Source organism: Paenibacillus sp. FSL K6-1330 (genome assembly GCF_037976825.1).
GTDB lineage: Bacteria > Bacillota > Bacilli > Paenibacillales > Paenibacillaceae > Paenibacillus_AQ.
Map to the genome: position 1 here is coordinate 1,567,970 of NZ_CP150269.1, position 25,721 is coordinate 1,593,690.

General features: G+C 48.3%; 27 protein-coding genes. 18 read left to right on the forward strand and 9 right to left on the reverse strand.

The window, feature by feature from the left end; genetic code table 11:
- Positions 1-12: 12 nt before the first annotated feature.
- Both NYE54_RS06830 and tnpA read right to left on the reverse strand, forming a co-directional pair.
- Entirely contained in the window at positions 13-1,068 is a 1,056-nt protein-coding gene (locus NYE54_RS06830; RefSeq protein WP_339271018.1) for a transposase, read from the reverse strand.
- A 4-nt stretch (positions 1,069-1,072) separates the two neighbouring features.
- Positions 1,073-1,471: an IS200/IS605 family transposase gene (gene tnpA / locus NYE54_RS06835; protein WP_339271020.1), complete on the reverse strand. Its 399-nt coding sequence runs from the start codon at positions 1,469-1,471 to the stop codon at positions 1,073-1,075.
- A gap of 323 nt (positions 1,472-1,794) precedes the next feature.
- Here tnpA and NYE54_RS06840 point away from each other — a divergent pair, with 323 nt between their 5' ends.
- The 11 genes from NYE54_RS06840 (at position 1,795) to NYE54_RS06890 (ending at position 13,703) form a co-directional block, all read left to right on the forward strand.
- The gene (locus tag NYE54_RS06840) at positions 1,795-3,156 is read left to right on the forward strand and encodes a sugar ABC transporter substrate-binding protein (RefSeq protein WP_339271022.1); all 1,362 of its coding nucleotides are present in this window, start codon (positions 1,795-1,797) and stop codon (positions 3,154-3,156) included.
- 29 nt (positions 3,157-3,185) lie between these two features.
- A complete protein-coding gene (locus NYE54_RS06845) occupies positions 3,186-4,151 on the forward strand; it encodes a sugar ABC transporter permease (protein WP_215163803.1) in 966 nt (321 codons plus the stop codon).
- Positions 4,152-4,211: 60 nt separating this feature from the next.
- Positions 4,212-5,036: a carbohydrate ABC transporter permease gene (locus NYE54_RS06850; protein WP_076322856.1), complete on the forward strand. Its 825-nt coding sequence runs from the start codon at positions 4,212-4,214 to the stop codon at positions 5,034-5,036.
- Between the two features lie 61 nt (positions 5,037-5,097).
- Positions 5,098-5,964 carry a sugar phosphate isomerase/epimerase gene (locus NYE54_RS06855; RefSeq protein ID WP_339273408.1) on the forward strand — a complete coding sequence of 289 codons (867 nt, stop codon included), beginning with the start codon at positions 5,098-5,100 and terminating at the stop codon, positions 5,962-5,964.
- A complete protein-coding gene (locus NYE54_RS06860) occupies positions 5,961-7,001 on the forward strand; it encodes a Gfo/Idh/MocA family oxidoreductase (protein ID WP_339271025.1) in 1,041 nt (346 codons plus the stop codon). Before NYE54_RS06855 ends, NYE54_RS06860 begins: the two co-directional genes overlap by 4 nt.
- A 24-nt stretch (positions 7,002-7,025) precedes the next feature.
- Complete coding sequence (locus NYE54_RS06865) at positions 7,026-8,054, forward strand: Gfo/Idh/MocA family oxidoreductase (protein WP_339271027.1); 1,029 nt, start codon at positions 7,026-7,028, stop codon at positions 8,052-8,054.
- A gap of 17 nt (positions 8,055-8,071) precedes the next feature.
- Positions 8,072-8,863: a glucosamine-6-phosphate deaminase gene (locus NYE54_RS06870; RefSeq protein WP_339271029.1), complete on the forward strand. Its 792-nt coding sequence runs from the start codon at positions 8,072-8,074 to the stop codon at positions 8,861-8,863.
- Positions 8,856-10,019 carry an amidohydrolase family protein gene (locus NYE54_RS06875; RefSeq protein WP_339271031.1) on the forward strand — a complete coding sequence of 388 codons (1,164 nt, stop codon included), beginning with the start codon at positions 8,856-8,858 and terminating at the stop codon, positions 10,017-10,019. Before NYE54_RS06870 ends, NYE54_RS06875 begins: the two co-directional genes overlap by 8 nt.
- Positions 10,020-10,678: 659 nt before the next feature.
- Complete coding sequence (locus NYE54_RS06880; protein WP_339271033.1) at positions 10,679-11,332, forward strand: response regulator transcription factor; 654 nt, start codon at positions 10,679-10,681, stop codon at positions 11,330-11,332.
- Complete coding sequence (locus NYE54_RS06885; protein ID WP_339271035.1) at positions 11,329-12,726, forward strand: HAMP domain-containing sensor histidine kinase; 1,398 nt, start codon at positions 11,329-11,331, stop codon at positions 12,724-12,726. The genes NYE54_RS06880 and NYE54_RS06885 overlap by 4 nt, the downstream gene beginning before the upstream one ends.
- An 83-nt stretch (positions 12,727-12,809) precedes the next feature.
- Entirely contained in the window at positions 12,810-13,703 is an 894-nt protein-coding gene (locus NYE54_RS06890; RefSeq protein WP_339271036.1) for a hypothetical protein, read from the forward strand.
- A 323-nt stretch (positions 13,704-14,026) separates the two neighbouring features.
- Here the strand turns inward: NYE54_RS06890 and NYE54_RS06895 are convergent, their stop codons facing one another.
- Entirely contained in the window at positions 14,027-14,809 is a 783-nt protein-coding gene (locus NYE54_RS06895; protein WP_339271038.1) for a nucleotidyltransferase domain-containing protein, read from the reverse strand.
- A gap of 128 nt (positions 14,810-14,937) precedes the next feature.
- Positions 14,938-15,885 (reverse strand): YafY family protein, encoded by a 948-nt coding sequence (locus NYE54_RS06900; protein WP_339271040.1) that lies wholly within the window; start codon positions 15,883-15,885, stop codon positions 14,938-14,940.
- Positions 15,886-15,996: 111 nt separating this feature from the next.
- Between NYE54_RS06900 and NYE54_RS06905 the strand changes: the two genes are divergently transcribed.
- From NYE54_RS06905 to NYE54_RS06915, 3 genes are all read left to right on the forward strand, one after another.
- The gene (locus NYE54_RS06905) at positions 15,997-16,485 is read left to right on the forward strand and encodes a DinB family protein (protein WP_339271042.1); all 489 of its coding nucleotides are present in this window, start codon (positions 15,997-15,999) and stop codon (positions 16,483-16,485) included.
- A 44-nt stretch (positions 16,486-16,529) separates the two neighbouring features.
- Positions 16,530-17,141: a Type 1 glutamine amidotransferase-like domain-containing protein gene (locus tag NYE54_RS06910; RefSeq protein WP_339271044.1), complete on the forward strand. Its 612-nt coding sequence runs from the start codon at positions 16,530-16,532 to the stop codon at positions 17,139-17,141.
- A gap of 141 nt (positions 17,142-17,282) precedes the next feature.
- Positions 17,283-17,951 (forward strand): DUF4097 family beta strand repeat-containing protein, encoded by a 669-nt coding sequence (locus tag NYE54_RS06915; RefSeq protein WP_076322868.1) that lies wholly within the window; start codon positions 17,283-17,285, stop codon positions 17,949-17,951.
- 160 nt (positions 17,952-18,111) lie between these two features.
- Here NYE54_RS06915 and NYE54_RS06920 read toward each other — a convergent pair whose 3' ends face one another.
- The 3 genes from NYE54_RS06920 to NYE54_RS06930 all read right to left on the reverse strand — a co-directional run bounded on the left by NYE54_RS06920 (position 18,112) and on the right by NYE54_RS06930 (position 20,464).
- The gene (locus NYE54_RS06920) at positions 18,112-19,563 is read right to left on the reverse strand and encodes an erythromycin esterase family protein (RefSeq protein WP_339271045.1); all 1,452 of its coding nucleotides are present in this window, start codon (positions 19,561-19,563) and stop codon (positions 18,112-18,114) included.
- A gap of 162 nt (positions 19,564-19,725) precedes the next feature.
- Complete coding sequence (locus NYE54_RS06925; protein WP_009594955.1) at positions 19,726-19,923, reverse strand: helix-turn-helix transcriptional regulator; 198 nt, start codon at positions 19,921-19,923, stop codon at positions 19,726-19,728.
- A gap of 25 nt (positions 19,924-19,948) precedes the next feature.
- Entirely contained in the window at positions 19,949-20,464 is a 516-nt protein-coding gene (locus tag NYE54_RS06930; protein ID WP_339271047.1) for a DUF6773 family protein, read from the reverse strand.
- A 430-nt stretch (positions 20,465-20,894) separates the two neighbouring features.
- Between NYE54_RS06930 and NYE54_RS06935 the strand changes: the two genes are divergently transcribed.
- The gene (locus tag NYE54_RS06935; RefSeq protein ID WP_339271049.1) at positions 20,895-21,791 is read left to right on the forward strand and encodes a putative RNA methyltransferase; all 897 of its coding nucleotides are present in this window, start codon (positions 20,895-20,897) and stop codon (positions 21,789-21,791) included.
- A gap of 111 nt (positions 21,792-21,902) precedes the next feature.
- Complete coding sequence (locus NYE54_RS06940; protein ID WP_339271051.1) at positions 21,903-22,328, forward strand: VOC family protein; 426 nt, start codon at positions 21,903-21,905, stop codon at positions 22,326-22,328.
- Between the two features lie 85 nt (positions 22,329-22,413).
- Here the strand turns inward: NYE54_RS06940 and NYE54_RS06945 are convergent, their stop codons facing one another.
- Positions 22,414-23,202 carry an S-layer homology domain-containing protein gene (locus NYE54_RS06945; RefSeq protein WP_339271053.1) on the reverse strand — a complete coding sequence of 263 codons (789 nt, stop codon included), beginning with the start codon at positions 23,200-23,202 and terminating at the stop codon, positions 22,414-22,416.
- Complete coding sequence (locus tag NYE54_RS06950; RefSeq protein WP_339271055.1) at positions 23,199-23,462, reverse strand: S-layer homology domain-containing protein; 264 nt, start codon at positions 23,460-23,462, stop codon at positions 23,199-23,201. The genes NYE54_RS06945 and NYE54_RS06950 overlap by 4 nt, the downstream gene beginning before the upstream one ends.
- Before the next feature lie 378 nt (positions 23,463-23,840).
- Here NYE54_RS06950 and NYE54_RS06955 point away from each other — a divergent pair, with 378 nt between their 5' ends.
- Both NYE54_RS06955 and NYE54_RS06960 read left to right on the forward strand, forming a co-directional pair.
- Positions 23,841-24,755 carry a hypothetical protein gene (locus NYE54_RS06955; protein WP_339271057.1) on the forward strand — a complete coding sequence of 305 codons (915 nt, stop codon included), beginning with the start codon at positions 23,841-23,843 and terminating at the stop codon, positions 24,753-24,755.
- Positions 24,756-25,137: 382 nt separating this feature from the next.
- Positions 25,138-25,680, forward strand: coding sequence for an alpha/beta hydrolase (locus tag NYE54_RS06960; protein ID WP_339271059.1), 543 nt, complete (start codon positions 25,138-25,140; stop codon positions 25,678-25,680).
- Positions 25,681-25,721 lie beyond the last annotated feature (41 nt).

Here is a 25,721-nt window from a genome sequence, read left to right on the forward strand (position 1 = left end):
GCATATAGCATCTTAGGCTGACAGACTGTTACCATCTGCCACAGGTTGATTCATGATATTGATCGCTCCAACCCGATCACGATGAGCGTGGAATCCGCATGAGCATTCGTACCTTCTGTCTTTTGGTTTGTTCTTCTCCCCACAGGCAGGACAAGATTGCGAAGTGTAGGCAGGATCTACCTCCACAACCTTAATGCCGACAAGCTTTGCTTTGTAGAAGATGAATTGCCCAAGCTGATAGAATGTCCAACTATGCAGATTCTTTGCGTTTTTGCGGCTTGTTCTTGCCGTCTTGCGAATATTCTCTAGTCGTTCAAGCTTGATGATTGACACACCTTCCTGGGTGGCTGTATCGACAATTTGCCGACTAATCTTATGGTTTTGATCTTTCATCCAACGTTGCTCTTTATGACCTAGCTTACGAATGGCAGACAATTTTTTGAGTTTTCCTAATTTACGCCTACGTTGCTCATGCTTTCTTCGTATGTACTTGTTTTGTCTGCCGTTTCCAAAGAATCGGGTTTTACCTGTAGAAGTTACAGAAACAGCAGGAACTTTTAAACCAAGATCAATTCCCATGATGTTTTCGTTGCTTGTTACACTTGTTGGCACTTCTACCGAAATTTGAGCGTACCATTTCCCTGACTTTTCAATGATACGCATCAATCCAAGTTTAGCTGTTCTTAACAGCTCCATATCTCTTCTAGTCGCTGTAGCACGAAACGTTGTTTTCTTCGTCTTTTCATCTACAACGATAGGGAAAGCAACTGTATTTTCGGATACCGTGTAGTTTTGATTGTTAACGAAATATACAGGTTTTTTAAGAATGGGACGAACACCAAGTTTCTTGATTTTACTGAAAACACTTTTGGCATCACGAATCGCTTGATTACAAACCGCAGACGGAAGAATGGTTTCTACATCTTTTGTAGTCATTTTCGGAAATGCCCCCAGTTGTTCAGCCCGTTCGGTTAGTTGATTGACTACCCGAATGTACTCATTTCCCAATTGACCTAGAATGGCTGGTTGATCAGGAAATATGCGTATCTTAACGGTTAAAACTTGCATGTGTTCACCCCTTTTTCTTTTGTTCTTCAACATAACGCTTTACGGTTTCGCTTGATACGTTTCCAGCTGTACTAACGAAAAAAGAACGTGTCCACAGACTAGGCAAATGAGCAAGATGCTCAAACTCCTGCCTTAATATTCGAGAGGTCACTTCTTTCACTTTTGCCATAACGTCTGATGAAGAATCGGTGGGAAGACAGTTCAGGAACAGATGGACATGATCGGGCATCACTCCCATTTCCACAATAATCCAGTTATTCTGATGGCATATTTCAGCTAATAGCTCCTTGAATCGAATTTCCACTTGTTTTACTAACACTTTTCTTCGATAACGAGGGCAGAAAACAAAATGATAGTTAATGAGAGATACCGTCGTAGCTGTACGTCTATATTCTTGTCCCATAAAACAATTCTATCAGTTCAACCGCACAACTGAAACGATTAAACAAAAAGAAAAGCACACACGCACACGTGCTATGTGTTTGCCCTTCCCATCCATGAAGGGATGTTCTGGCAAAGCCGACTGAAAGCCCACGATTAAAACCGTGGGCTTTCAGTCGGCAATCAATGTAAGGAACATTGTAGCAAAAAAACACAAGTTGTAAATAAAAAAACATGATGCCGCAGCAAGAAATCACAAGTGGGCTAAGAAAGCACATGGGCGCATTCGGTCGTTATCAACTACAATCGCATTAATCCATTTCAAACAATAGGGGGCGAGGATTTGTGAAAAAGAGAAAAGGGCTTTACAGCTGGTTAACGGCCTTATTGCTGATAACCGTTATAGTAAGCGGTTGCAGCAATGCTGATGAAGGAAAGGGCGGTACTGCCACACCTGGTACCGGAGGCGATGAAGGGAAAAAGGTAGAAATCCTGCTCGGGTATTATTCCAGCGACAGCTCCGATACGAAGATGAAGGAGCTGATTGAGCAGTTCGAAAAACAGCATCCGAACATTAAGGTGAAGACGCAAAGCGCGCCATACGGGCAGTTCTATCAGAAGCTGGATACGCAAATCGCGGCCGGCCAAGCGCCGGACGTATGGCTGTCCGACGGCGTCTACGTCATGAAATACGCCCAGCGGGGCGCCGCTAAGGATCTGACGGATTGGATCGCAAGAGACCTGAAAGCCGACGAGTACTACGGCCTCGATTTTAATAAGGACGCGGACGGGCGCTATTGGGGCGTGCCGCAGGGCATTCAGGTCGGCGTGCTGTTTTACAACAAGGAGCTGTTTGATAAAGCAGGCGTAATGTATCCTTCGGATGAATGGACCTGGGACGACCTGAAATCGTCGGCAGCCAAGCTGACGGTGGATGCCGGTGGAAAAACCGCCGAGGACAGCGGGTTTGACGCTGCAAGCGTGAATCAGTTCGGGCTGACGTTCTTCAGCATTACCGAAGGCTGGTTCTCCGTGATGAAATCCTACGGCGGCGGTGTCCTTGACGAGAAAGCGGAGAACTCCATCATCAATTCGCCGGAGAACAAGCAGGCGTTCGAATGGATGGTCGACGGCATGCAGCGCGGCATCATTACGGATCCGGTCGACCTGAAGAGCTTCCAGAGCAATACCGCCGTGTTCCCAAGCGGATCTGCAGCCATGCGGATCGGCATCTATGCCCGGGTGCAGGCAGCGAATGAAGCCGGCCTGAATTACGATGTGACGCTGCTGCCGAAGGGACCTGATGGCAAGCGAGTGTCCCCGGTCATCGCCAACTCATGGGTGATTAATCAGAAGTCGAGCGACGAGAAAGCCGAGGCTGCCTGGGAGTGGATTAAATACTGGGCTACGGAAGACGATGTGCAGAAGCAGTGGACTGAACTGGGTGAAGCCGTGCCCGTCAAAAAATCCGTAGCGGAATCCGAAGTGTTCCTCAAGGCGGGAGAGCAGCCGGCTAACCGCCAGGCCTTCCTGGATAGCCTGGAGTTCGCACAGACACTCGACAATAACGCGGTCTGGGAAGAATGGGTAGGCAAATTCAACGAACATGCGGAGCGTGCCTTCCTTGGGGATGCAACTATCGATCAAGCGCTCAGCGAAGCGGATGCTGCCGTTCAATCAATTCTCGATGATTTTTATAAAAAATAAAACAAGGGTGGAAGAAAGGCGGGAGTGAAATGGGCAATACATTAAACGACAATGCAGCACTCAAAGCCGATCCGATGCCGCACGGAAAGCCCGCCCGAAAACGGAAATGGGATCATGAGGGGAGATGGGGGCTGCTCATGGCCTCCCCCTATTTTCTCCACTTTATCATCTTTGTGGCAGGTCCTCTCGCCGCATCCCTGTACTTCAGCTTTTCCGATTACGATATGCTGAATCCGCCCGAGTGGAGCGGACTGGATAATTTCCGGCGCATGGCCGAGGATTCGATGTTCTGGCGTTCTCTGTGGAACACCTTGTATTTTGCGGTTCTGTTCGTACCGCTCCAGACTTTTCTCGCTTTAGTACTGGCTGTCGCGCTAAACCAGCGTTTGAAAGGGCTTAAATGGTTTCGAATGGCCCATTTTATTCCGGTGATCTCCTCATGGACCGTCATCCTGTACGTCGCCGACGCCATATTCAACCCTCGCTTCGGTCTGGCGAACACGCTGCTTGCCAAGCTGGGGCTGGAAGGGCAAGGCTGGCTGCAGGATCCGAAGTTGGCCATTCCGCTGCTTGTCTTCATCGCGGTCTGGAAAGGGATCGGCTATATTATGGTCATTTATCTGGCGGGTCTGCAGAGCGTTCCCGGGGATCTGTATGAAGCCGCGGAGATCGACGGCGCAGGAGCTCTGCGAAAATTCCGCTACATTACGGTTCCGTTGATCTCGCCGACCACGTTCCTGGTGGTCATTATGAGCACGATTTCAACCTTCCAGGCATTTGAACAGATTTATGTACTAACCGGCAGAGGCGACATCAGCTCGGCGGGAGGCCCGAATAACTCCAGTCTGGTCATGATGCTGTATTTATATCGTGAAGGGTTCACGTTTATGAGGATGGGGTATGCTTCCGCCATTGCCTGGGTGCTGTTCATGATCCTCTTCCTGTTGACGCTGATACAGCTCAGGGGTCAGAAGAAGTGGGTGCACTATGACTGATCAAGCAGTCAAGATGGAACTGCAGATGTGGAACCGCATCGGAGGAAGGAGGAACCTCACATGAGAAGAAAGCTGCTGGGAAAAAGCATCGGTTACGTGCTGATCGGGATCAGCTCGCTCATCATGATCGTGCCGTTTCTGTCGGCGCTCATGAATTCATTGAAAACCTACAAGGAATATACAACCGTTCCGCCCCGCTGGATTCCCGAGGTATTCCAGTGGTCTAACTACGCGCAGGTGTTTCAGCTTGGGAATATTGGCGGCTACACGTTAAACAGCATCTTCGTAGCCGTATTGTCCGTCGTCGGCGCACTGATCTCCTGCTCGATGGTCGGTTATGCGTTCGCAAGGCTGCGCTTTCCGCTGAAAAGCGCGCTGTTCGTAATGGTGCTGGGAACGATGATGATTCCGGCGGTGGTCATCATCATCCCGCATTTCATCATTTTTAATAAGCTGAACATGCTGGATACGCTTACGCCGCTGTGGATTATCGAATGGCTGGCTCAACCATTTGGGATTTTTCTCATGCGGCAGGCTTTTATGAATATACCTAAGGAGTACGAGGAGGCGGCCAAGATGGAGGGCTGCAATCCGTTCCAGATTTATCTGCGGATCTTTATTCCGATGGCCAGGCCTACGCTGGCGACGCTGGCGATCTTTACATTCATGGGCAAGTGGAACGAGATTTTGACGCCTGTCATTTATTTGACCTCGAATGAGAAGTATACGCTGCCCATCGGCATTCTCTCCTTATCAGGCCAATGGACCGGCAATGAACAGCTTATGATCGCAGCCGCACTGGTCAGTCTCGTTCCAATTCTGCTGGTATTCCTGTTTGCCGAGAAATATTTTGTGCAGAACCACAATATGGCCGGGATTAAATAATGGAGTGTTATCATCGGCCCGGGAAGGGGCCATGTCTGTGAAGGAAAGGATGAAAGACAAGATGAAAATAGCGGCATTCAGCGGATCGTTAATCGATTACAGCATCCATGAAGCGATGTCGATCACGGCCGGGCTTGGTTTCGACGGAATCGAAATTGCCTGCCGCGAACCGCACTTAAGTCCGGAAGCTTCGCTGCCGCGAGTTCGCGAAATGAAGGCTGTTGCGGAAGTTCATGGCTTGGAGATTCCGGCATTGGCAGGTTATATGGGATATTTCTCGACAAGCGGAGATGCGGAATGCGCTGAGGCTTATGATCAGTTTATGGGCCTGCTTGAACGCGCGGTGATGTTGGAGGCAGGCATGATCCGGATCTTTCAGGGTGGGCCGAATGCCTTCCTGGCGGAGGATTATCATTATGCCAAGGCGGCTTTCTGGATTCGGAAATGCGCGAAGGAAGCCCGGGCTGCGGGAAAACGGATCGTCCTGGAGATCCACAACCAGAGCCTGGTGGAGACAACGGACAGCGCACTGCGGTTGCTGGATTTGATCGGCGATGATCAGGTTGGCCTGATTCATGATGCAGGGAATATGTACATCACGGACACGGAATTTGGGGAAGCGTCGGTCCGGCAGCTCGGAAGCCGGTTGTTTCATGTGCACATTAAGGATGAACGGCGGATCGGGCAAGTGGGCGCGCCGGGAACGTTCAAGAATTTGACCCGACACGGGGAAGAGTTCTTCCTGCAGTGCCGTCTTGGTGAGGGAGAAGTGGATCACGGCGGGCTGCTCAGGGGACTTCGGGAACAGCGGTACGCAGGTTGGCTTACGCTGGAATGCGCAGCACCCTATCCGCCGAAGGAACGGCTCGCTTATGATCTGTCGGTCATCAAGGAATGGCTGCAGGCTGTGGAGGTGTCGACAAGATGACGGGGAAAGCGCGGAAATTTGGAATCATTGGCTGTCAGCATGCCCACATCGGCATGTTTATCGAGGAGATGCTGGCCCTGGGCTACGAATGTGCAGGCGTATACGAACCGGATAATAAGCCGTTAGCCCGTACTCTTGCCCACCGGTACGGCCTGGAACTGACGGGGGATCGGGAATCGCTGCTGAGCGATAAAGGAGTGAGTGTTATCGGCTGCGCGGCCATTAACTATCAGAAGATGGATGTCATTGAGCTGTGCGAGCTCCATGGCAAACCAATCATGATCGACAAGCCCGCCGTGACGGATCGGGCGGGGCTGACCCGGCTGCGCGGCGTTCTGGAGCGGGGAAGGATCGAGGTAGGCATGATGCTCACCGAGCGCTTTCGTCCTTCCCTGCATACCGTTCAGCGGATGATCCGGGCGGGTGAATTGGGGGACATTGTCCATATCTCGATGCGTAAACCGCATCGGCTGAATCCGGAAGCTCGACCTGCCTGGCACTTTGACAAGTCACAATCCGGGGGCATCATCAACGATCTCTTCGTGCACGATTTTGACCTGTTACGGTGGCTGACGGGCCGGGAAGTGGAGACGACATCCGGTTATCTGGCGAAGAATATACTGCCTGAACATCCGACCTTCTATGATACGGCCGGCGTGCAGGTATTCATGGCTGGCGGCATAACGGCGCAGCTTTACGCGGATTGGCATACACCGGCAGGCTGCTGGACATGGGGAGACGGACGGATATTCATTACGGGGACAAGAGGCATTGTGGAAATTCGGCTGGAAGGAGACCCGTTGCTCTCGAGTGATGAGGCTGTGCTTGTTATCACCGATCAGGAGCTGCGCTCCTTGCCGTTGGCGCAGCCGCCGTTCTCCCTCTCGCAGGATTTTCTGAACCGGGTGGAGGGAGAAGCGGGCTTCATCACGCATGACGATATTTACAAAGCCTCGGAGGCGACGGTAACGGCCGATGAGGAAGCACGGATCCTGATTCGGGAAAAGGGAAAAGCATGCGGTTTCGCTGCAAACTGAACGTAACGAGGAGGCGTAGGATACATGACGGAGGAAACATTGCCGGTTCGATTCGGAATTATCGGCTGCGGAATTATTGCCGACATTCATGCACAGGGCATTTTGAACACGGAGGAAGCCGTGCTTGCCGCCGTATTTGATACGAAACGGGAATCTGCGGTCAAGCTGACTGCAAAGTACGGAGGAGATATCTGCGATACATTGGAAGAACTGCTGGCACGCGAGGATGTGGAGGTTGTCTGCATCTGCACGCCAAGCGGCATGCACGCAGAGCAGACGGCGATGGTCGCCCGGGCGGGCAAACATGTGCTGGCGGAGAAGCCGATGGCGATCAAGCTTGACGATGTCGAGCGCATGATCGAGGTATGTGCGGAGAATGGTGTGCTGCTGGCAACCGTCTTTCCGAGGCGCATGTCCCCGCAGGCCCGATACGCCCGGCAGGTCATTCAAGAAGGACGGCTTGGGAAGCTTAGCTTATGCTCGGCGTATGTCATGCTGTTCCGCGATCAAGCCTATTATGACAGCGCAGGCTGGCGCGGGACCTGGGCGATGGATGGCGGCGGGGCCATGATGAATCAGGGAATTCACACGGTGGATATGCTGCAATGGCTCGTTGGGCCTGTTGCGTCCTTGTCCGCGAAAGCCAAAGCCGTGCTGCGCAATATCGAAGTCGAAGATACCGTTATCGCTGCGCTTGAATTTGAAAGCGGCGCGCTGGGCGTGCTGGAGATCACGACGACGGCCTGCGACGGGAAAGGGCAGCGGCTGGTCATCCATGGCGAGAAGGGCGCGCTTGTCATTGAGGAGGATACGATTGTATCCCTTGAAATTGATGGCCAGCAGATTCAGCTGCCTGAGTTCGAGCCCTTTAAAGTTATACCTGACGGACACCGGCTGCAAATTCGAGATATGGCGCTTGCCGTTCGCGAAGGCCGCGAGCCTGTAGTCACCGGGAAGGACGGCCGACATTCATTGGAGATTATTCTTGGCACATACGAAGCTTCCCGGCAGCACAAGGAAATCAAACTGCAGACCGAAACACCGGTATTGTAGGGGATGGAGGTGACTTTATGATGTCTCAGCGCAGCATAAAGCCTGTTCTTGAAGACGTTCAAGATCAACTGAAGGTCCGCGTTTATGACCAGCGCGAAGCGATGGGGAAAGCGGCGGCCGCCGATATCGGCGCGGCCATGCAGCGCCTTCTGGCAGAGAAAGAACACATTCGCATCGTCTTTGCGGCTGCCCCATCCCAGAATGAATGCCTGGCGGCGCTGGTTCAATCGGAAGGATTGGACTGGAGTAGGGTCACGGCTTTTCATATGGATGAATACATCGGCCTTCCTCCGTCGGCACCGCAGCGGTTCGGGAACTTTTTGTCTCGGCAGCTGTTTGATCTGGTATCTCCAGGAGAGGTGCATTTGATCGACGGCATGAATGATCCTGAGGCGGAGTGCGACAGATACAGCGGATTGATTACTGCTGCGCCGATCGATATGGTGGTCCTGGGTATTGGCGAGAACGGGCATATCGCCTTCAACGATCCGCCCGTTGCCGATTTTGCGGATCCGTTATGGGTAAAGCGGGTGAAGCTGGACGAGGATTGCCGCCGACAGCAGGTGAATGACGGCTGTTTCGCAAGCTTGGAGGAGGTTCCGGAATACGCCCTTACGCTCACCATTCCGGCGTTAATGTCAGGTGCCCATCTGTTCTGCGTCGTTCCGGGTGCAAGCAAGCGGGCAGCGGTACAAAGGACGCTGCACGGCGATATACACGAGGCCTGTCCTGCCAGCATTCTTCGAAGGCATGCGGATTGCAAGCTGTACGTGGACCGGGAGTCGTATGGGGAAATCCGGAATGGATAGCCATGCCCTTGTTCGTGTGGGCCGTCATTACGCAACAGGTAAGCGGATAAAGCTAACATGGACTCCTGACGGCCGGATCGAGCAGATGCTTCCGCACGATGGTGACGAGGACGCCTGGATCGCTCCCGGACTTGTTGATCTTCAGATTAACGGCGGGTACGGCCATGATTTCAACTCCTTGCCGCTCACAACGGAGACGGTTATCCAGGCAACCCGGCGTTTATGGGAAAAGGGTATAACGCTTTACTACCCAACCGTCATTACCAATGGCGATGAAGAGATCGAACATTTGCTGCGGGTTATCGACGCCGCTTGCCTGGAGGATGAAGCAGTCGGTTCAACCATTGGCGGGATTCATTTGGAGGGCCCCTTCCTTTCTCCGGAAGAAGGGCCCAGGGGAGCCCATGATTCCCGGTACATCAAAGCGCCTGATTGGGCGTTGTTTTCAAGATGGCAGGCGGCATCGGGAAATCGGATTCGGATCGTGACGCTATCGCCAGAGTGGCCGGAAGCTGCGAGTTTTATCCGGTCGTGCATAGAGGCGGGAATCACGGTATCGATCGGGCATACCGCCGCGACGCCTGCGCAAATTCGAGTAGCCGTGGAAGCAGGAGCGACGATGTCCACTCATCTTGGAAATGGCGCGCATCTGACGCTGCCGCGCCATCCGAATTATATATGGGAGCAGCTTGCGCAAGATCAGCTGTGGGCCGGGATCATCGCGGATGGGTACCATCTGCCGGACTCGGTCATCAAAGTGATGCTCCGCGCCAAGTCCTCCAAAGCGCTGCTAGTCAGCGATGCCGTCTATTTAAGCGGTATGCCGCCAGGCGAATACGAGACCCATATCGGCGGCAATGTCGTATTAACACCCGAAGGCCGATTGCATCTCGCCCGCAAGCCCGAGCTGTTGGCCGGTTCGGCCATGATGCTTGCCGATGCGGTATGGCGGCTGGCTCAGTCAGGGCTGTGCACGTTTCCTGAAGCTTGGGACATGGCTTCAACGCTGCCAGCGCAGGCCATGGGGAAAGCAGACCATTATGGATTAAAGAGAGGGGCGCAGGCCGACTTCGTGGTGTTGGAGAAGGAAGAGGGAAGTCTTCGCATTGTGGAGACGTTCAAGGGAGGCCATTCGGTTTACCAAAGGGAATGTTAGATGTTAAAATATAGAAAACGAAACCGAAAAACCCAGATTGCGATCTGGGTTTTTCCTTATCACGGAACAAGGCGTAGAGATGACATGACATTGAAATGGAGAGTTCCCATTATGCGTAAAATCTCAGCATGGACGTTTATTCTGCCTATCCTCTTATTCACAATTGAGATTTTATTTGTCCGCGACGGGCACTGGTTTCACTATTACGGACTTCTGTCCACTGTCTTTCTTCCACCATTCGGGATTGCGCTATCCATACGTTCCTATGGAATAACAGACTCGAACAAGGACCTGCTATTTATAGCCTGCAATGTGCTTGCGTTATTCTCTTATTTTATCTACACTTTTTTAGGATATCTAATGCTGGGTCCATAGGAGGGCATGTTGGTGTACCAACATAGAGGCAGCTACGGGTAAGTTATTGATCATCGAATATCTATTGGTTGGCGGGGGCTATAGCCTTTATCAGTGGAGGGAATGGGAATTATCTCGGGAACAATATGAATCCGATCGGTTCGCATAAGATGAGGCACTAACCATCAATATTTAGTTTGGCACCTCCGAGTGGGCGGATGGTGCTTTTTTTAGATTCGCTTTTACAACTCTATTACAAAACAATAATAATATGATTGTAGAAGTAGGGGGAGGGGGGAATAATTGTGGCAGCGATTTTAATAGTTGAGGATGAAGTATCAATCAATGAATTGATTAAACGAAATTTGCAGCTTGTGGGGCATCAGTGCACTTCGGTTTTGGATGGTGAAGCTGCGATTTCTGAAATACAATGCCATAACTATGATCTGATCATTTTGGATGTGATGCTGCCTGAATTTGACGGGTTTGAAGTGTTTAAAGAAGTACATGGCACTCCCACCATTTTCTTAACGGCACGTAACAGCTTATCGGATCGAATAACAGGCTTTTCCATGGGGGCTGACGATTATTTGACCAAGCCCTTTGAAATGCTGGAGCTATTGGCTCGTGTCGAAGCGGTGCTGCGGCGAACCCAAAAAAATAAAAAATGCTTTGAAGCGGGAGAGGTGAGGATTGATTTTGATGGCCGTCAGGTATTTTATAAGGGAGAGCTTGTGGAATGCACACCGAAAGAATATGAGTTGCTGGAAGTGCTTGTAAACAACCGCAATATTGCATTGTCCAGGGAGCGGCTTCTGGAGCTCGTGTGGGGCCATGATTATGAAGGCGAAACCCGGACGATTGATGTTCATATCCAAAGACTGAGGAAAAAATTAGGTTGGGAGAACGTGATCAAAACCGTCTATAAGCTGGGTTACCGCTTGGAGGTAAGCCGATGAAATATAGAACCTTTTTAACGACGCTTGTGCTTTTTCTGTTCTCCTTCAATCTCGGGATATTTATCATTTCTGTCGCTTCATTCAAAGATACGGTTCATCGAGCAGAAGAAAGAAGTTTGGGCGAACATTATTTTATTACGTCTGCGCTTATAAAGGATTTTCGTGCAGTGGAGAGCCGCGGAGTTCATATTGAGGGCTCATTGGCTTCTCTGCTCCAACCCTACAGTTATCTGTCCGGGGATCAGAAGGTTAAGCTGGCGCTTTACAAGGGCGAACAGCTTGCCTACTCCAATCGGCTGGAAATGGTATTGCCGAGCCGTTTTTTGGAGCCGCCGAAGGACGGAAATCGTTTGGTTGCGATGCAAAAAACAGGTGGCCATTCCTATGTCATTGTTTCGGGGAAGCTTCCTGCGCCATATGATTCCTATACCATGGTCTATCTTTATGATGCGACAGATGCCATCACCGCATGGAAACATATGAAAAACGTGCTGTTTTTCGCAGGATTTATTCTTTCCTGTCTGCTTGCGCTTGGTCTTATGTTATTACTTAATCGAATATTCAAGCCACTGTCGCAGATTTCCCAAACCTCCCGTAATATCGCAGCGGGTGCATATGAAACCAGGCTTCCGGTATCCGGGCGTGATGAGCTGTCCGAAATGGCACAAAGCTTCAATCATATGGCGTATGAAATCCAGCGTCAAATGACGGAGCTTATCGACGCCGCGGACAAAAAGCAGCAGTTTATTGATAATTTTGCCCATGAACTCCGTACACCCTTGACCGCAATCTATGGATACGCCGAATATATGCAAAAGGCTGCCCTGACTGAGGACGAGAGGCTGTCCGCGATCAGCTATATCATGTCGGAAAGCCGGCGTATGCAGACGATGTCCTATCAATTACTCGAATTGGCGAATCTTAAAAACGATGAGATTGGCTGGGAAGCACAGAATGTAACCGGTCTCTTTCGATCTGTCCAACAGACACTGCATAGTAAAATTACGGAAAAAGATATACAAATCGAGTTTATTTGTGAAATAGATGCTGTGTGGGGAGACGCCTGCTTGCTGCAAAGTCTGTTTGTCAATCTGATTGACAATGCGATAAAGGCATGCAGCACGGGCGGACATATCGTAGTGCGTGCCGCCATAGAGGCCGGAAAGAAGACGGTTTATATCCAGGATAACGGAAAAGGGATGAGCGCTGAAATACTCCGGCATATTACAGAACCTTTTTATCGCGGAGAGAAATCACGAAACCGCAGGGACGGCGGCGCCGGATTAGGCTTGGCCATCTGTCAACAGATCGTCTTGCGTCACCGCGCGGAGCTTGCGTTTACGAGCCATCCCGGGGAAGGAACGACAGTCAAAGTAATTTTTACAACTTCATAATGACTTGGTGATGGTTCTATAATTTGGCTATTCTATACTGCTTATTGTGATCACAAACCAAAACGATGGAGGAGTGAATTCAGATGAAAACAAACAGATCGGAAAGAAAAAAATTTAAAAAAACCATATTAGCGGCTACAGCGGTTATTGGGGCCAGCACACTATTGTTCCAGGGATTCACACAGGCAGCGACGGCGACGGAATTCAAAAAAACAAATACGATCCCTACAAGTTATTCGAATTATGCAGCCGGATCATCCCAAGCGGTGCCAAACAGCTTGCCGAAAGGCTACCAAAAAGCGAATTACAAGATAGGAGCCATTGATCTTGAATATTACCGCAACCAGAAGCCGACCAGCAAGGACATGCCAAAAGAAGAGGCGGCGGAAATTGGCGCACGGGCCTTGTGGGAAGTATTCGGTCTGAACCTGGAGGGTCAGGTGATTGAAATGGGCTACGAGCAGCCAGCCGAAAGTCTCCCCCGTTCGAGATGGTACGCTGATGTGCTCGTGAACGGTAAGCGTAGTTATTCTTTCTCTGTGGATTCGGTAACAGGAGAATTATTTGACATTGTCCACGGTAGAACGCTAGATAAAAAGGTTTCAGTAGCTTTTGATCCGGCACTTGATAAAAACCCGCAGGAATATGTTGCGCTGGCGAAGAAACTGGCGGAGAAATATAACGTTGTTCACGGTCCAATCAAGTCGGTTGCATATAACGGCCAAGGCTACAGCGACAATGATCCGACGATTTCACTTGATATCAAAGGCGAAGATGGGGAAATAGCTTTGATGACTTTCTCTCGATATGACAAGGCGCTGCTCGGTATCGGTTATAACGGGTCATATAAGCCATCACTGGAATTCAGTGAAAGGCTCATGAAGCGGGTGGAGGAAAAGGCCAAAAAGCTTGAAAAGTCAGCTCCCCCAACCAATGAGAACGAAGGATCCTTTCTGAGGGTTTTGGATTTGGATTGAGATATGTTCTTAAAATGGTAAAGTGAAGTTTCAGCCTGTAAGCCGCCACGATGTTGGCGGCTTTTTTGTATAAGAAAACCCCCGGTTCGACCGGGGGTTCAGGAAGGCTTATAGCTATGAGTAAAAATCCCTTGAACATCATGATAAGATGATAGCCGGTTAGAGGGCCGCATCATCAAGATCAAGGAGGACAAGGAAATGGATAAAAGCAGTCTAGCACATACACGATGGAACTACGATTCTGATTGAAACGCAGCGTTGGGTATATCTGCCGCTATTCTTATATTGAACGAATATTTATCGATTATTCGATAGAACTATCGTTACATTTCTTCGTATACCTTTTCTAAATACTTAATGGATACTTGTTGTGCCTCAGATTTTATTTGTATATCGCTTTCATATCCTCGTCTTAGATTTACATATAATGATATCGTATGCTTAATCGCGTTATAGCAACTTTCTTTTTCATGAAGAGCAATTGTTTTTCCCAGTTCCTCGATAAGTTCAGGGGCATGTCTTTCAATTTTCCGTACCCCATTTGGAAGTGAATTGTGTTGCATTAAAATTAATGGACCAATAACAGCCTCTCTAACAAATGAAAGAAGACTGATGACTTCGAATAACTCTCCTCTGCCGAGTTTAGTAGCACCATAATGTATCCAAACCCAGAAACGGTCTTCAATCCATTGAAGATCAGGGGAAGGATAAGAAAACTTGATTTCATTCAGAAGCTGTTCCAAAGAGGAATTCCGTTGCCATACCACAACAGGCTTTTCTACTCCATCCTTTATTTCTTCGATTGTTACAAATTTAAAATCAACATGAAGAGGGCCATGGTACAAGCCAATGAGTAACCGTGGCTCACCTACATGTTCACCAGTAAACCCGGATAAAAGGTGACCAAATTCACCAACGATTTGCAGTCTATTCATCATAATGTCCGTTTTAAAGGTTGGATCATAGACAAGAATCAAATCAAGATCGCTAAACTGATCCATCGTATTAGTTCTCATTGACCCCCCAGCAAGTACACCTACAAATCGTTCGTCATCTTTTATCTTCTTTATAAGATTTTGAATAAACTCTTCATGTTGTTTTAACATGCTTATCACTCCTGAAATTTGACCTATTTAAAAATAGGTATTACGCCATCGTAACATAATTGATGAATCATATTCAATATTGATTTTCTAATCGAAAGAGTTTGAATAATCCATAAGGTTGGCTGCCTCTAATCGTATTTCGCCATCATCTCTGTGAGTATCCCCTTAATGCGATTCACCAGCTCCTGCGGCTCCTTCACGGTGGCTTCATTTCCTAATCCGATAAAAAATTTAGCAAAATACAAAAGCTCGCTCGCAGGGACATTCTGATCGAGCCGTCCGCTTCCATCCGGCCGCATGTCAATGAGGGGAACAGGACACAATTCGGATTCACAGCGCTGAACGCCTTCCCGGCTCAGATCAACCACCATCCGGACATAGACCGATTTCTCTGCCCCGTATTCCCTCCAATTGCCCAGATGGATATGGCGGTTATCCCGCGGCTCGATTCCGGTTGTATCATAGGCCACGGACTTCATGCGGTCACAGCGGAACAGGCGAAAATCATCGCGCAGAAAACAATAAGCGGGACAATACCAGAAGCCATTGCTTGCATAAATGCCCACGGGCTGGATACTCCGCTCGGCATAGCCTTCCCTGCTCTCGTATAACACCGTTACGACCCGCTGGTCGACAGCGGCATCCAGAAGAACGCCGAGAGATTCAACCTTCTGCTGCCTTGTATGCGTCAAAAAATCCACCCGGTTCTTCATCTGGTCAATCCGGTCGCGCACATCCCCGGGCATGTAATAATAAAATTTTTGAAGTGCGGTAGAGGACTCGGCTTCAAAGGGAAGAAATAGATAGTGACGCAGGGCGTGGCTGGCAAAAAACATCGCGACGGCTTCTTCCTCGCTAAAAGCGATTGGCGGAAGAATTCGTTCCTTCAGAACCTGATATCCACCGTGCGGTCCTACCTCGGAATAAAGTGGAACGCCCAGCTCGCTTAGCTCCTGCAGGTCCCGCAAGATCGTGCGAGAGGACACGCCGAATTGATCGGCCAATTCCCTTACCGTGAATTTCCGCATCCGGTTCACGGTCATCATCAGCTCCATGAGACGTTTGGATTTGGACATAAGATCAGCTCCGTATCGTTTGATGACTATGACAATAGTTGTCACCATTATACGCTATACTGGCTGTAGAACCCAGAGACCCCTTATAACTAAAAAATGGAGTGATGAAACGTGAGTCAATTGAATGAAATGAAGCAGTTGTTATTTGAGGAACTGGAGCTTATCGTTAGAACCAGTTCGAATCTGATCGGCAAAATTTCGCCAGAACACTGGGATTACAGACCTGCCCACAATATGAGGTCGCTTCAGGAGCTGGTTTACCATCTCGTTTCGGTACCTGCTACCGATTTATTGATTCTGCAAGAGAAGAGTGAAGCGGAGATCCGGGAGCTGGAGGCAAGCATTGCTGCAGACGGCGTAGACAAGGACAAGCTGATTTCCTGGATGACGAAGGGACTTGCGGATGTAAAGTCATACATGAATGGGTTGACGGATGAAGAATTTATGCAAAAGAAAACTAAACCCTTCTATTTGGAGCAAGGTTCAACGCAAGCCAAGTGGCTGATTGAAATCGTCACGCATGCCCAGCATCATCGGGCGCAAATGTTCAATTACCTGAAAGCCCAGGGTTATGAAGTGAGCATGTTCGATTTATATTAAAGTTAAAGCACGGATATCCAGCGATAATTAAAGGAGAAGTAAAGATGCTGAATATGTTTTTAACATCTTCGTTTAAAGATGTTGCTGATCTTTTTAGAGAATTCGTTGCTGATGATCTGAAAGGCAGGAGTTTAACGTTTATTCCTACTGCGAGTATTCCAGAAGAAATCACCCACTATATTTATACAGCAAAAGAAGCATTCGAAAAGTTGGGAGTCGTCGTTGAAGAGCTTGATATTTCTGCAGCTCCATTGCAGGAAATCAAAGAAAAGCTAGAACGAAATGATTTTATCTACGTATCTGGTGGAAATACGTTCTACTTGTTACAAGAGCTGCGGAAATCAGGGGCAGACAAGATCATAACAGAGCAAGTTCATTCGGGAAAATTGTATATTGGAGAATCAGCGGGATCTATAATAACATCTCCCGATATAGAGTATGTAAAATTCATGGATGATATAGGTAAAGCCACTACATTGAAATCGTTCGAGGGTTTAAACTTCATAAATGTTTATCCTGTTCCGCATTATAACAACGAACCTTTTAAAGACGCAGCTTCTGATTTAATGGCTCACTACAATTCTAAATTAAATCTCGTGCCTATTTCCAATACGCAAGTAATCCAAGTTGAAAAAGATAAAATAGTTGTTCGTTAAAATGATATTCGATTCGATGATTGATGGGATGGCAACTGCCATCCCTTTTTTTATCTTATATATAAATATAATTTCAATTGAAAGTGACGCAACGTCATCTTGTACAATGGTTTCAAAGTTGAAAAGGGGTGTTAGAAAGATATGAAACGATACGCAGCTGCAATTCTATGTGTCCTATGCGTGTTATTGCTCAGTGCATGCAATTCCACGGACGAAGAGGAGGCTCTTCAACGCGTAACGCTTGAGGAGGTTGAAGTGCTGGAGATTGACCATGGCAGCACGACCTTGTTCGTCGAGACAGCGAATGTGGAAGCATTGGAAGTTTCGCTGCTCAGAAACACCAAGTCCGCTGGGGCTGTTGTTGATCAGGATGGCAATCGGGTAAAGATTCGTTTAGATAACGACATCACGCGGATGTTGAATATCGGCAGGATGCCGCAGCTTAGTGTGAGAATTCCTGCGGACTATGCAGGGAAGGTCGTAATTGATGGTTCTTCCGGCAAAGTAACGGGAACTGGGTTGCAAAATCATAGCCTCGAGGTGAAGGGGAAAAGCGGGAATATCTCACTTGCGTTCACCCGTTTGAATAACGATGTGGAGGTATCGGCGACAAGTGGAAACGTGAACATCCAGCTGGATGAAGAAACACCTGATGTGACATGGATGCTGCAATCCGGAAGCGGACATCGGTCCATTGCCGTTCTGCTCCAGGACAGGAAGGAGAGCAATCGGAAGACGGAAGGGCGATCCGGTCATGGCAAGCATGAGGTGAAGCTCAAAACCTCCTCGGGGAACATCTCGATAAAATAATCATGCAAGAACAGAGCTTAAGAAAAAAACAAGCATCCCCATACTCGTCCTTTGCAAGAGTTCACAGCTTTTACGACCCTTGAAGCAGACCATAAGAGGATGCTTGGCATGTTAACCTATTCAAGTTTTTTATATAACAAAGAAGAATGATAGCACTTATTTATTCTTCAGCAGGTACAGAAGCCTTGGATGAAGCGGAGGATCTCATATATTGCGGCGGGTTTACGTCATCAATAAGCAGAATACCATCGTATTGATCACGGGCAATCAGACTTTCGGGGATCATGCCCCAGCTGTAGGCAAAACGCGGCTCGAACATCCAGGAGTTACCCGCCTCACGCTTCTGGTATCGCAAATCAACGAAGGTATACGGCGCACCCGCGGCCGACAGGATCGATTCAATGGAGCCTGGTTCTGCCGGCAGAACGTCATGCACATTGCCCATATTATCTGCGGTTTGTCCGCTGGCCGGATACAAGCCGAGTACGTAACTGTATTTTTTCATTTCGTCCGAGAGTTTTTCTCCCATTAGAGTAACCGGATATGGCGTACCCATGACCTCGGTTTGAGCCTTGCGGATGTGGTCGTTATGTCCCCAGACGATGAATTTCTCCGTTGGATAGACTTCGGTAGCCAGCCACATGAGATTATCGTGCATCGCCTGATCCCGCCATTCCATCGATTCCAGGAACGGTGCATAATCCCCGCTTTCCATGCCGAGGGTTGATTTAATGGAGAGCTCCACATACTCCCGGGCTACCCGAATCCGGTCGTTCAAACTTCTTTCAAGCAGCAAGGACAGCTTGGGGTTATCCGGATATAGCTGCTTCAAATGAGCCTCGTTTGCCTCCATCTTTAAGGATTTTATAGCATCCTTGTATACTTGGATCAGCTGACTTTTCTCTTTGCGATAAGCGGCAAGATCCGTACCAAGAGAGTAGTCTGACAATTTCTTCTCAGCTTCCGCAAGGCGCTTAGCCATGGTCTGATCCTGCAGCCATTGCCCATCCAACAGTGGGTGCTGCATCTGCATGTCAAAACCGGTCAGCACGAGCGGCTGCTTGCTCTTTTGTGCTGTTTTCATGTAGTCGAACAACGGCAAAACTTCCTTGGACCACCAGACACCGAAGATGGAATCCTTCATGGTCGACACGGGACTCTGTTGTCCTGCTTTACCATATGCCAAAGAAGTATTGCTGAGTCCGCTTTCGAAGGCAAGCACGTTATAGCCCATTTCCTGATGCAGGAACTGGATTAAACGAGTCTTGGCCAGATTGAACTCGGCAACGCCGTGGGAGCTCTCGCCGAGGAACACAAAACGTTTATCTTGCAGCAATGGTTTTAGCATTGCCAGATCCTTATATTGGTTTGGACCGCCCGCCGTGTCGGCGGGCTGAATCGTATCCAATCGGTATACGTGGTCTTTAGCCCAGTCCTCCCACTTGGCAATCTTTTCGTCAGAGGTTCGGGCCGTTTTCACTTCTGTAACCTGACCTTGGATGGAATCCGGGGTGGAAGCGTAAATTTTTCCGGCAGGGATTAGGGATGTCCCCACAAGGGAAGCGGTGAGCAGAAACACGGTGAATGCTTTTCTAGCGTTATGTAGCGGCATGCAGGATCACTCCTTAGATGATTTGTTGTATGATTTTCTAATTGAATGGACGTATAGCAAAAAAAGATATTGTCATGGTTACCTTGGGAAACACAGCATCACCTCCTTAATATAGACATAGTTACCGTGATTTTGCTGGAGAACTGCACTGCTGTATTAGCCTTAGTCCTCTTCCCAGAACAGATCATTAAGAGTACGAGATAGCGCTTTGCATATGGCAACGCACAGACTGAGGGACGGATTATATTTACCTAACTCGATCAGACCAATGGTTTGTCTGGAGACACCCACGATCTGGGCTAATTCTTCTTGCGATAGATCCTTCTCAACCCGGGCCATCTTCAGTTTGATGTTTTTCATACGGCAGTCACCCTGATATCCCTTTCTACGAGTCGAACGGATCGTTCTGCGACATTTTCTGGCTCACCTTGTTGGCACCATAGTGGATCATCAAATTCACTCCAACAAAGAGGGGGATATAGATGATCAGTGAGACGAAGAAAACGATAAAGAAGTATTTGATCTCGGTCGCACTGCTGTTATTGCCAAACAGAATGGCGCTGCGGATACCGAAAAAAAGAGCAAGTGCGATACCGATAACGAGTCCCCATATCGCTGTACGCTTACTGAATGAAACTTTGCTTCGCTGGTCATGGACCTCCACTTCATCCGAATAAATTCCCATCGCTACACTGCGGATGCCGAAATATATGCTTCCTCCCAGCATGATCAGCATTTCCAGCCATACAGATTCCGTTCGGGGCAGCGCAAAAGATTTAATAATGACGGAAATGCTGCAAATGATCATGATCAAGGTATACACCTCTTTATATAACTTGTTCTTCAGATTGACGATACGCTCATCCTCAACCGTGCTCTTCTTGAACCAATTCACACTCATCATTCCTTCCATTTTGGTTAACAATCGTTCCTTAGATTTCTTGATACATGGATTGTAATAGTATTTACGTCTTTTTGCAATATATATATGTCATTTTGATTTTAATATTAGTCAATTTGGGAAATAAAAGTATATTCAGCCTCGGGTAAACATCATACCGCACAGGGCTGCCTTTTTCTTGATATATTTTGCTAAGCTGCACATTAGGTTTACAACACTTCTCAGCGTGTTACAATTGGAATTGGGCAGTTCTCTTGCCCGAATTGATTGATACTAGGAGTGTGTTCGTTCTCATGATCCATTTCATTCGCTTACGATAATGTGAGGTACAGATTCAAGTAGGCTCGGCCCTTTTTTTGTGATTGCGGCTTGAGTTTATTTTTCTGTGCCTTTTTCATTGCGTATGATCGAATGAAAGGGTGATTTTGCTGTGTCCAGAAATGAAAGGTTATTAAAAAAAGCACAATGGCTATCGAAACATGAGAAGATGTTTAAATGCCCGATTTGCGGCAGTTCTATGAAGGTTCAACAGCTGGCAAACTTGGTGTGCGAGAAGCTCCATAGCTATGATATATCCAGACAGGGGTACGTCAACCTGCTATCCCATAGAGCCAAAACTAAATATGATAAGGCTTTGTTTGAGGCACGAAAAATGATTAACAGCAGCGGGTTCTTTGGCCCGATGATTGAAGGAATTTCGAATCGTCTGATCCGGATGCAGAAACAGAAGCTGTCGGAATCTGGCAGGCCTCTGAGACTGCTCGATGCAGGATGCGGGGAAGGCTCCCATCTCTCGGCAATTGGACATAACCTACAGGAGCAGGGGCATGAGCCTAACGTTATTGGTGTGGGCATGGATATTGCCAAAGAGGGAGTCGTATTGGCTGCCAAGACATATTCGGACCCTATGTGGTGCGTGGCCGACCTGTCTCAGTGCCCGTTTGCAGACGAACAGTTTAATTACATTTTGAATATTCTGTCTCCTTCCAATTATTCGGAGTTCAGGCGACTGCTTACGAGTGACGGAATGTTGGTGAAGGTAATTCCGGGGAGCCTGTATTTGCAGGAGCTTCGAGCTTTGTTCTATACAGGTACAGGTAAAGAGACGTATTCCAATGACGGCACCATGGAGCTGTTCAGCCGTCACTTTGAACGGATCGAGTTCGAAGAAATTCGGTATCGCGTCGTTCTGGATTCCGAGCAGATGAAGCAATTGATTCATATGACGCCGTTATCCTGGAGCGTTTCGTCTGAGGTTATTGAACGGATGTCAGGTGGAGAGATGGAGATAACCGCCGACTTCACACTTCTGTATGGATGGAAATAACGGTAAGTATTTTTCCAATTTAGATTTCCGTCATATTTTACTAAAGTGTCCACAGTGGGAGATAATAGGAGTTATCTTTGATAATATGAAAAAAAGGTGGTTAACGATCACATGACACTTCGAATGAATCCGTATCTCTTTATGGACGGGAACGCTAAGGAAGCTATTCAATTCTATGAGAAGGCTTTGGACGCCAAAGTCGTCATGGTTCAGACTTTCGGCGAGATGCCGGCTAACCCGGACTTTCCGCTGCCGGAGAGCGCGCGGGATCGGGTATCCCACGCAAATCTTATCGTCGGAGAGACGGTTTTGATGTTATCCGATACGTTTCCCGGGCAACCGGTCCAATCCAGCAATCAGGTCCAGATCTGCATCATGACCGATGCAGCCGAGCGTGCAAAGCAGGTATATGAAGCACTGCAGGAGGGTGGCAAGGTGGTTATGCCGCTGCAGGAAACCTTCTGGAGCCCGGCCTACGGGATCGTTGAGGACAAATATGGCGTAAATTGGAATATCTCAACCGAAGTTGAAGCGTAGAAATAGATTCTATACCTAATAAAAAGGGCCCTGACGATATGCCGTCAGGGCCCTTTTTCAATTATAGCAAATCCAGTTTCCTAAATTACGCCCGCGTTCCATCCCACCACTTATAGTAGATATGGACATGCCCGGCGGGGCTTGCCACTAGCGGATCGATAACGAGTGTCTTGCCGCTTACCTTCAACTCGATCACCTTCTTGTTTTTCTCGGCGGAGTCTATCTTCGCGAGGAAGGAGGAATCGACTTGGAATCCATACAGTTGGAGGAGCTCGATCAGCATGCTGCGCTGCGTTTTATCGGTGGCATTGGATAGCGCGATTCCGCTGAACTGCATAATCTGCGGCTCGAATTGAACGGACACGGCATAATCCGTTTCGCCGGTTTGCTTCGTGCTGGTCATGACTATTTTGTTTAACCCGTCGTCATAGATCCTGTAGCCGCTGTAGTTCGAGAATACCTTCTGACGAATCACGAGATACATCTCATCCCGGTACACATCCCAAGGCGTTGGCAGCTTCGGAAGCATGGCCTCCGCACTTGGCACGGTGGGGCGATCATATAGGTTCGACATTCCACGATCGGTCAGGTTCTTGATCAGCTGAAGCACTTCGGCGCGCGTGATGGTGCCGCTGCCTACATACCCTTCAATCGTATTTTCGCCCTTAATCCGGCCCTGCGCGTACTTTTTGCCCAGAACATATTGAACCGCTTGATTTCCATCGTAGTTCACGCCATCGGCGCTGGATATCAGCTCGGCCACATGGCCCCGCGTTATGTATTGGCTCCGCTTGGTTTTGTCAGTGAATCCGTGTACAGGATAGTTCTTGAAGTGCAGAAAATGATAATATTTATCCGACCATAGTTCGGTCAATAGTTCTCCTGCAGGTCTTTGCCTGTGATGCCGACAACCAGCATGCGGATGAATTCGGCCTCGGTCACATTTTGATTGGGCATGAACATTCCGTTGGCATAGCCGTTGACAATCCCTTTGTCGACGCCCCATTCGATGGTCGTTTTTGCCCAGTGGTTATCGATATCCCGAAACGTAACCCCGGCGGAAGCGCTGCCAGCCCCAACGAATAAAGAGACAACCAGGAGTATAGGCGCACATAGTGCCCTGAACTTCAACATCTGCAATCCTCCATCTATAATTTGCTAAAATACTACAAAATACATTGTATAAGTGTGTTTTTCGACCGGTCAAGCGTCTGAAAGCGCTTCTGGTCAAAGATGGGCTGTTATAACTAGCTAACTAACTTAATCGATACTTAGTGACTACAGGACTAAGGAAGTGCATATATCCTTCACTTTGAAAAATGGATTTGCGAAAGAAAGGCATGTTTTTCGCGAAAGAGCTAGGGAATGGAGTACGATGTACCATGAAATAATTGACTCGGAGCAAGCAGGCTATAGTCTAAAAGTTAGGGGTTCGGAATTCCTATTGGAAGATACCAAGCCATTAGGTAAAATATCCCTTGTTTACTATCTATAGAAGAGGGGCGAAATTCGATGAGATTGGTGCGAAAATCCGTATTGACCCTATGCAGCCTTTTGCTTGCAGTCTCGGTCCTATTTCCGCAAACAACGGTTCACGCAGCGGATCAGAAATGGATGAATCAAGTATGGAGCGAGTATAAATCCTATAACAAGAAGACGGTAAATGCGTATAACAATTACCAGAAACAAGTAGACAAGAAATATCAGGTGTTTTATGATGCGAGCCATGCGTCCCTGGATCAGCTGGAGAAAAAAGTGCTGGAGGATCAAAAGCAGTGGGACGAGAAGCTTCAAGCAGATCTGGATCAGCTGAAGCTGAAGTATGAAGGGAACCGTGATTTAAAGGAGAAGCTGACACAATATGAACGGTTCATCAATCCAAGTTATTTAAACAGTCCGATGTGGAAGTATGCAAAAGCCGCAGACCGGGATTATTTGAACAGTACCCTATGGAAGCTGAGCAAAGCAATGAACGAGGATTATTTGAACAGCTTGATGTGGACATACAAGAAGACGATCACCCCGAGCTATTTGAACAGTTCCGCATGGAAATTCAGCAAAATGGTCAGTGAAAGCTATTTGAACAGCCCGATGTGGAAGCTTCGTAACGGATCCAGTACGTCGTACCTGAACAGTCCGATGTGGAAGTACAAACAGGGGAAAATCAGCAAAGCAACAGCTAAGAGTCAATACAGCAAGCTGTTTAAGGAACAGACAACCGCGATCTCCAAGGGTAATGCTGCAAGAAAATCCGAAATAACGAAAATGGCAAGCGGTACGCAGAAGAAGATAGGCGAGCTATACAAGGAAACGGTGATCACCCTTGAGACACGACGCGAGGAGGCACTGAAGAGCATCTCCGACCTGCGGATTGAAATCACCGGAGAAGGCTTGCAATGGGAAACGCTGCTTGTGGAGAGACCGTAATATTATTTTATTGTTAACAAGGGAAGAGCTGCCCTACTGGTCTGAACATAACCAGAGGGCAGCTTTTGCTTTGTAAAAATGAAAACAAGAAAATGCAGGATATTCTTTGACTTTGACTGCTTTTTCAAATAATTCCGCGCTGTGAGCGAGGAACTGTGCGGCTTATAGAGAAACCAATCTTCGATGGTTTGATTATAAGCAACAGTAACCTAGGGGTATCTTCATCTCCATGTGATGAGGGCATGTATAGGGTGTCCGATTCCGGCTAAATGTCAGCAAATGAAAAGAAGTCCAGCACTCTACTATCGATTACCCTAGATTGGTAGACATTCTGTTGAGATATGTCCATACCCTTAAGCAAAGATCGGGAAGGAGACTAAACATGAAAAAGCAAGTTTTGTTCATCCATAGTGCCGGCCCTCAAGGTATAGACCAAGGCAGCTGTGACTTAATCGCAGATCTAAAAGAACAGCTCGGGGAAGTTTATCATGTCTCATCCCCGGCCATGCCGGATCCGGATTACGCTCTGTGGAAAGCGCAAATCGCTAATGAAATCGAGGCATTGGATGAGGAGGTTCTCCTCATAGGCCATTCCCTGGGCGGCTCGGTGTTGCTAAAATTTCTGTCGGAAGAAGGCTGCAGGCGAACAGTCTCCGGACTGTTCTTGATCGCAGCCCCCTACTGGGGCAAAGACGATAAGTGGCAGAGTGAAGATTTTAGATTGCCTGATTCTTTCGCCACCATGCTGCCTCGCATATCAAGTCTGTACCTGTACCACAGCCGCCACGATCCCGTGGTGCCTTTCGCGCACGCTCAGCACTACGCGAAGCAACTCCCCCAAGCTGTCACCCGAGAATACGAGGGCGACGATCACTATTTCTGCGAGGGCTTGCCCGAGCTTGTAGATGATATCAAGCGTATATAATCTAAGTCTTCAATCTTGGAAAGCCCCCCTGTACATGTTAA

Excerpts from the sequence above, each read along its gene's own strand:
- NYE54_RS06845 (WP_215163803.1), top strand. The coding sequence starts at position 3,186 with ATGGGCAATACATTAAACGACAATGCAGCACTCAAAGCCGATCCGATG.
- NYE54_RS06925 (WP_009594955.1), bottom strand. The coding sequence starts at position 19,923 with ATGAAAAACATCAAACTGAAGATGGCCCGGGTTGAGAAGGATCTATCG.
- NYE54_RS06865 (WP_339271027.1), top strand. The coding sequence starts at position 7,026 with ATGACGGAGGAAACATTGCCGGTTCGATTCGGAATTATCGGCTGCGGA.
- NYE54_RS06955 (WP_339271057.1), top strand. The coding sequence starts at position 23,841 with ATGAGATTGGTGCGAAAATCCGTATTGACCCTATGCAGCCTTTTGCTT.
- NYE54_RS06890 (WP_339271036.1), top strand. The coding sequence starts at position 12,810 with ATGAAAACAAACAGATCGGAAAGAAAAAAATTTAAAAAAACCATATTA.
- NYE54_RS06915 (WP_076322868.1), top strand. The coding sequence starts at position 17,283 with ATGAAACGATACGCAGCTGCAATTCTATGTGTCCTATGCGTGTTATTG.
- NYE54_RS06910 (WP_339271044.1), top strand. The coding sequence starts at position 16,530 with ATGCTGAATATGTTTTTAACATCTTCGTTTAAAGATGTTGCTGATCTT.
- NYE54_RS06855 (WP_339273408.1), top strand. The coding sequence starts at position 5,098 with ATGAAAATAGCGGCATTCAGCGGATCGTTAATCGATTACAGCATCCAT.
- NYE54_RS06860 (WP_339271025.1), top strand. The coding sequence starts at position 5,961 with ATGACGGGGAAAGCGCGGAAATTTGGAATCATTGGCTGTCAGCATGCC.
- NYE54_RS06900 (WP_339271040.1), bottom strand. The coding sequence starts at position 15,885 with ATGTCCAAATCCAAACGTCTCATGGAGCTGATGATGACCGTGAACCGG.
- tnpA (WP_339271020.1), bottom strand. The coding sequence starts at position 1,471 with ATGGGACAAGAATATAGACGTACAGCTACGACGGTATCTCTCATTAAC.
- NYE54_RS06950 (WP_339271055.1), bottom strand. The coding sequence starts at position 23,462 with ATGTTGAAGTTCAGGGCACTATGTGCGCCTATACTCCTGGTTGTCTCT.
- NYE54_RS06930 (WP_339271047.1), bottom strand. The coding sequence starts at position 20,464 with ATGAGTGTGAATTGGTTCAAGAAGAGCACGGTTGAGGATGAGCGTATC.
- NYE54_RS06920 (WP_339271045.1), bottom strand. The coding sequence starts at position 19,563 with ATGCCGCTACATAACGCTAGAAAAGCATTCACCGTGTTTCTGCTCACC.
- NYE54_RS06895 (WP_339271038.1), bottom strand. The coding sequence starts at position 14,809 with ATGTTAAAACAACATGAAGAGTTTATTCAAAATCTTATAAAGAAGATA.
- NYE54_RS06870 (WP_339271029.1), top strand. The coding sequence starts at position 8,072 with ATGATGTCTCAGCGCAGCATAAAGCCTGTTCTTGAAGACGTTCAAGAT.
- NYE54_RS06830 (WP_339271018.1), bottom strand. The coding sequence starts at position 1,068 with ATGCAAGTTTTAACCGTTAAGATACGCATATTTCCTGATCAACCAGCC.
- NYE54_RS06885 (WP_339271035.1), top strand. The coding sequence starts at position 11,329 with ATGAAATATAGAACCTTTTTAACGACGCTTGTGCTTTTTCTGTTCTCC.
- NYE54_RS06850 (WP_076322856.1), top strand. The coding sequence starts at position 4,212 with ATGAGAAGAAAGCTGCTGGGAAAAAGCATCGGTTACGTGCTGATCGGG.
- NYE54_RS06875 (WP_339271031.1), top strand. The coding sequence starts at position 8,856 with ATGGATAGCCATGCCCTTGTTCGTGTGGGCCGTCATTACGCAACAGGT.
- NYE54_RS06940 (WP_339271051.1), top strand. The coding sequence starts at position 21,903 with ATGACACTTCGAATGAATCCGTATCTCTTTATGGACGGGAACGCTAAG.
- NYE54_RS06960 (WP_339271059.1), top strand. The coding sequence starts at position 25,138 with ATGAAAAAGCAAGTTTTGTTCATCCATAGTGCCGGCCCTCAAGGTATA.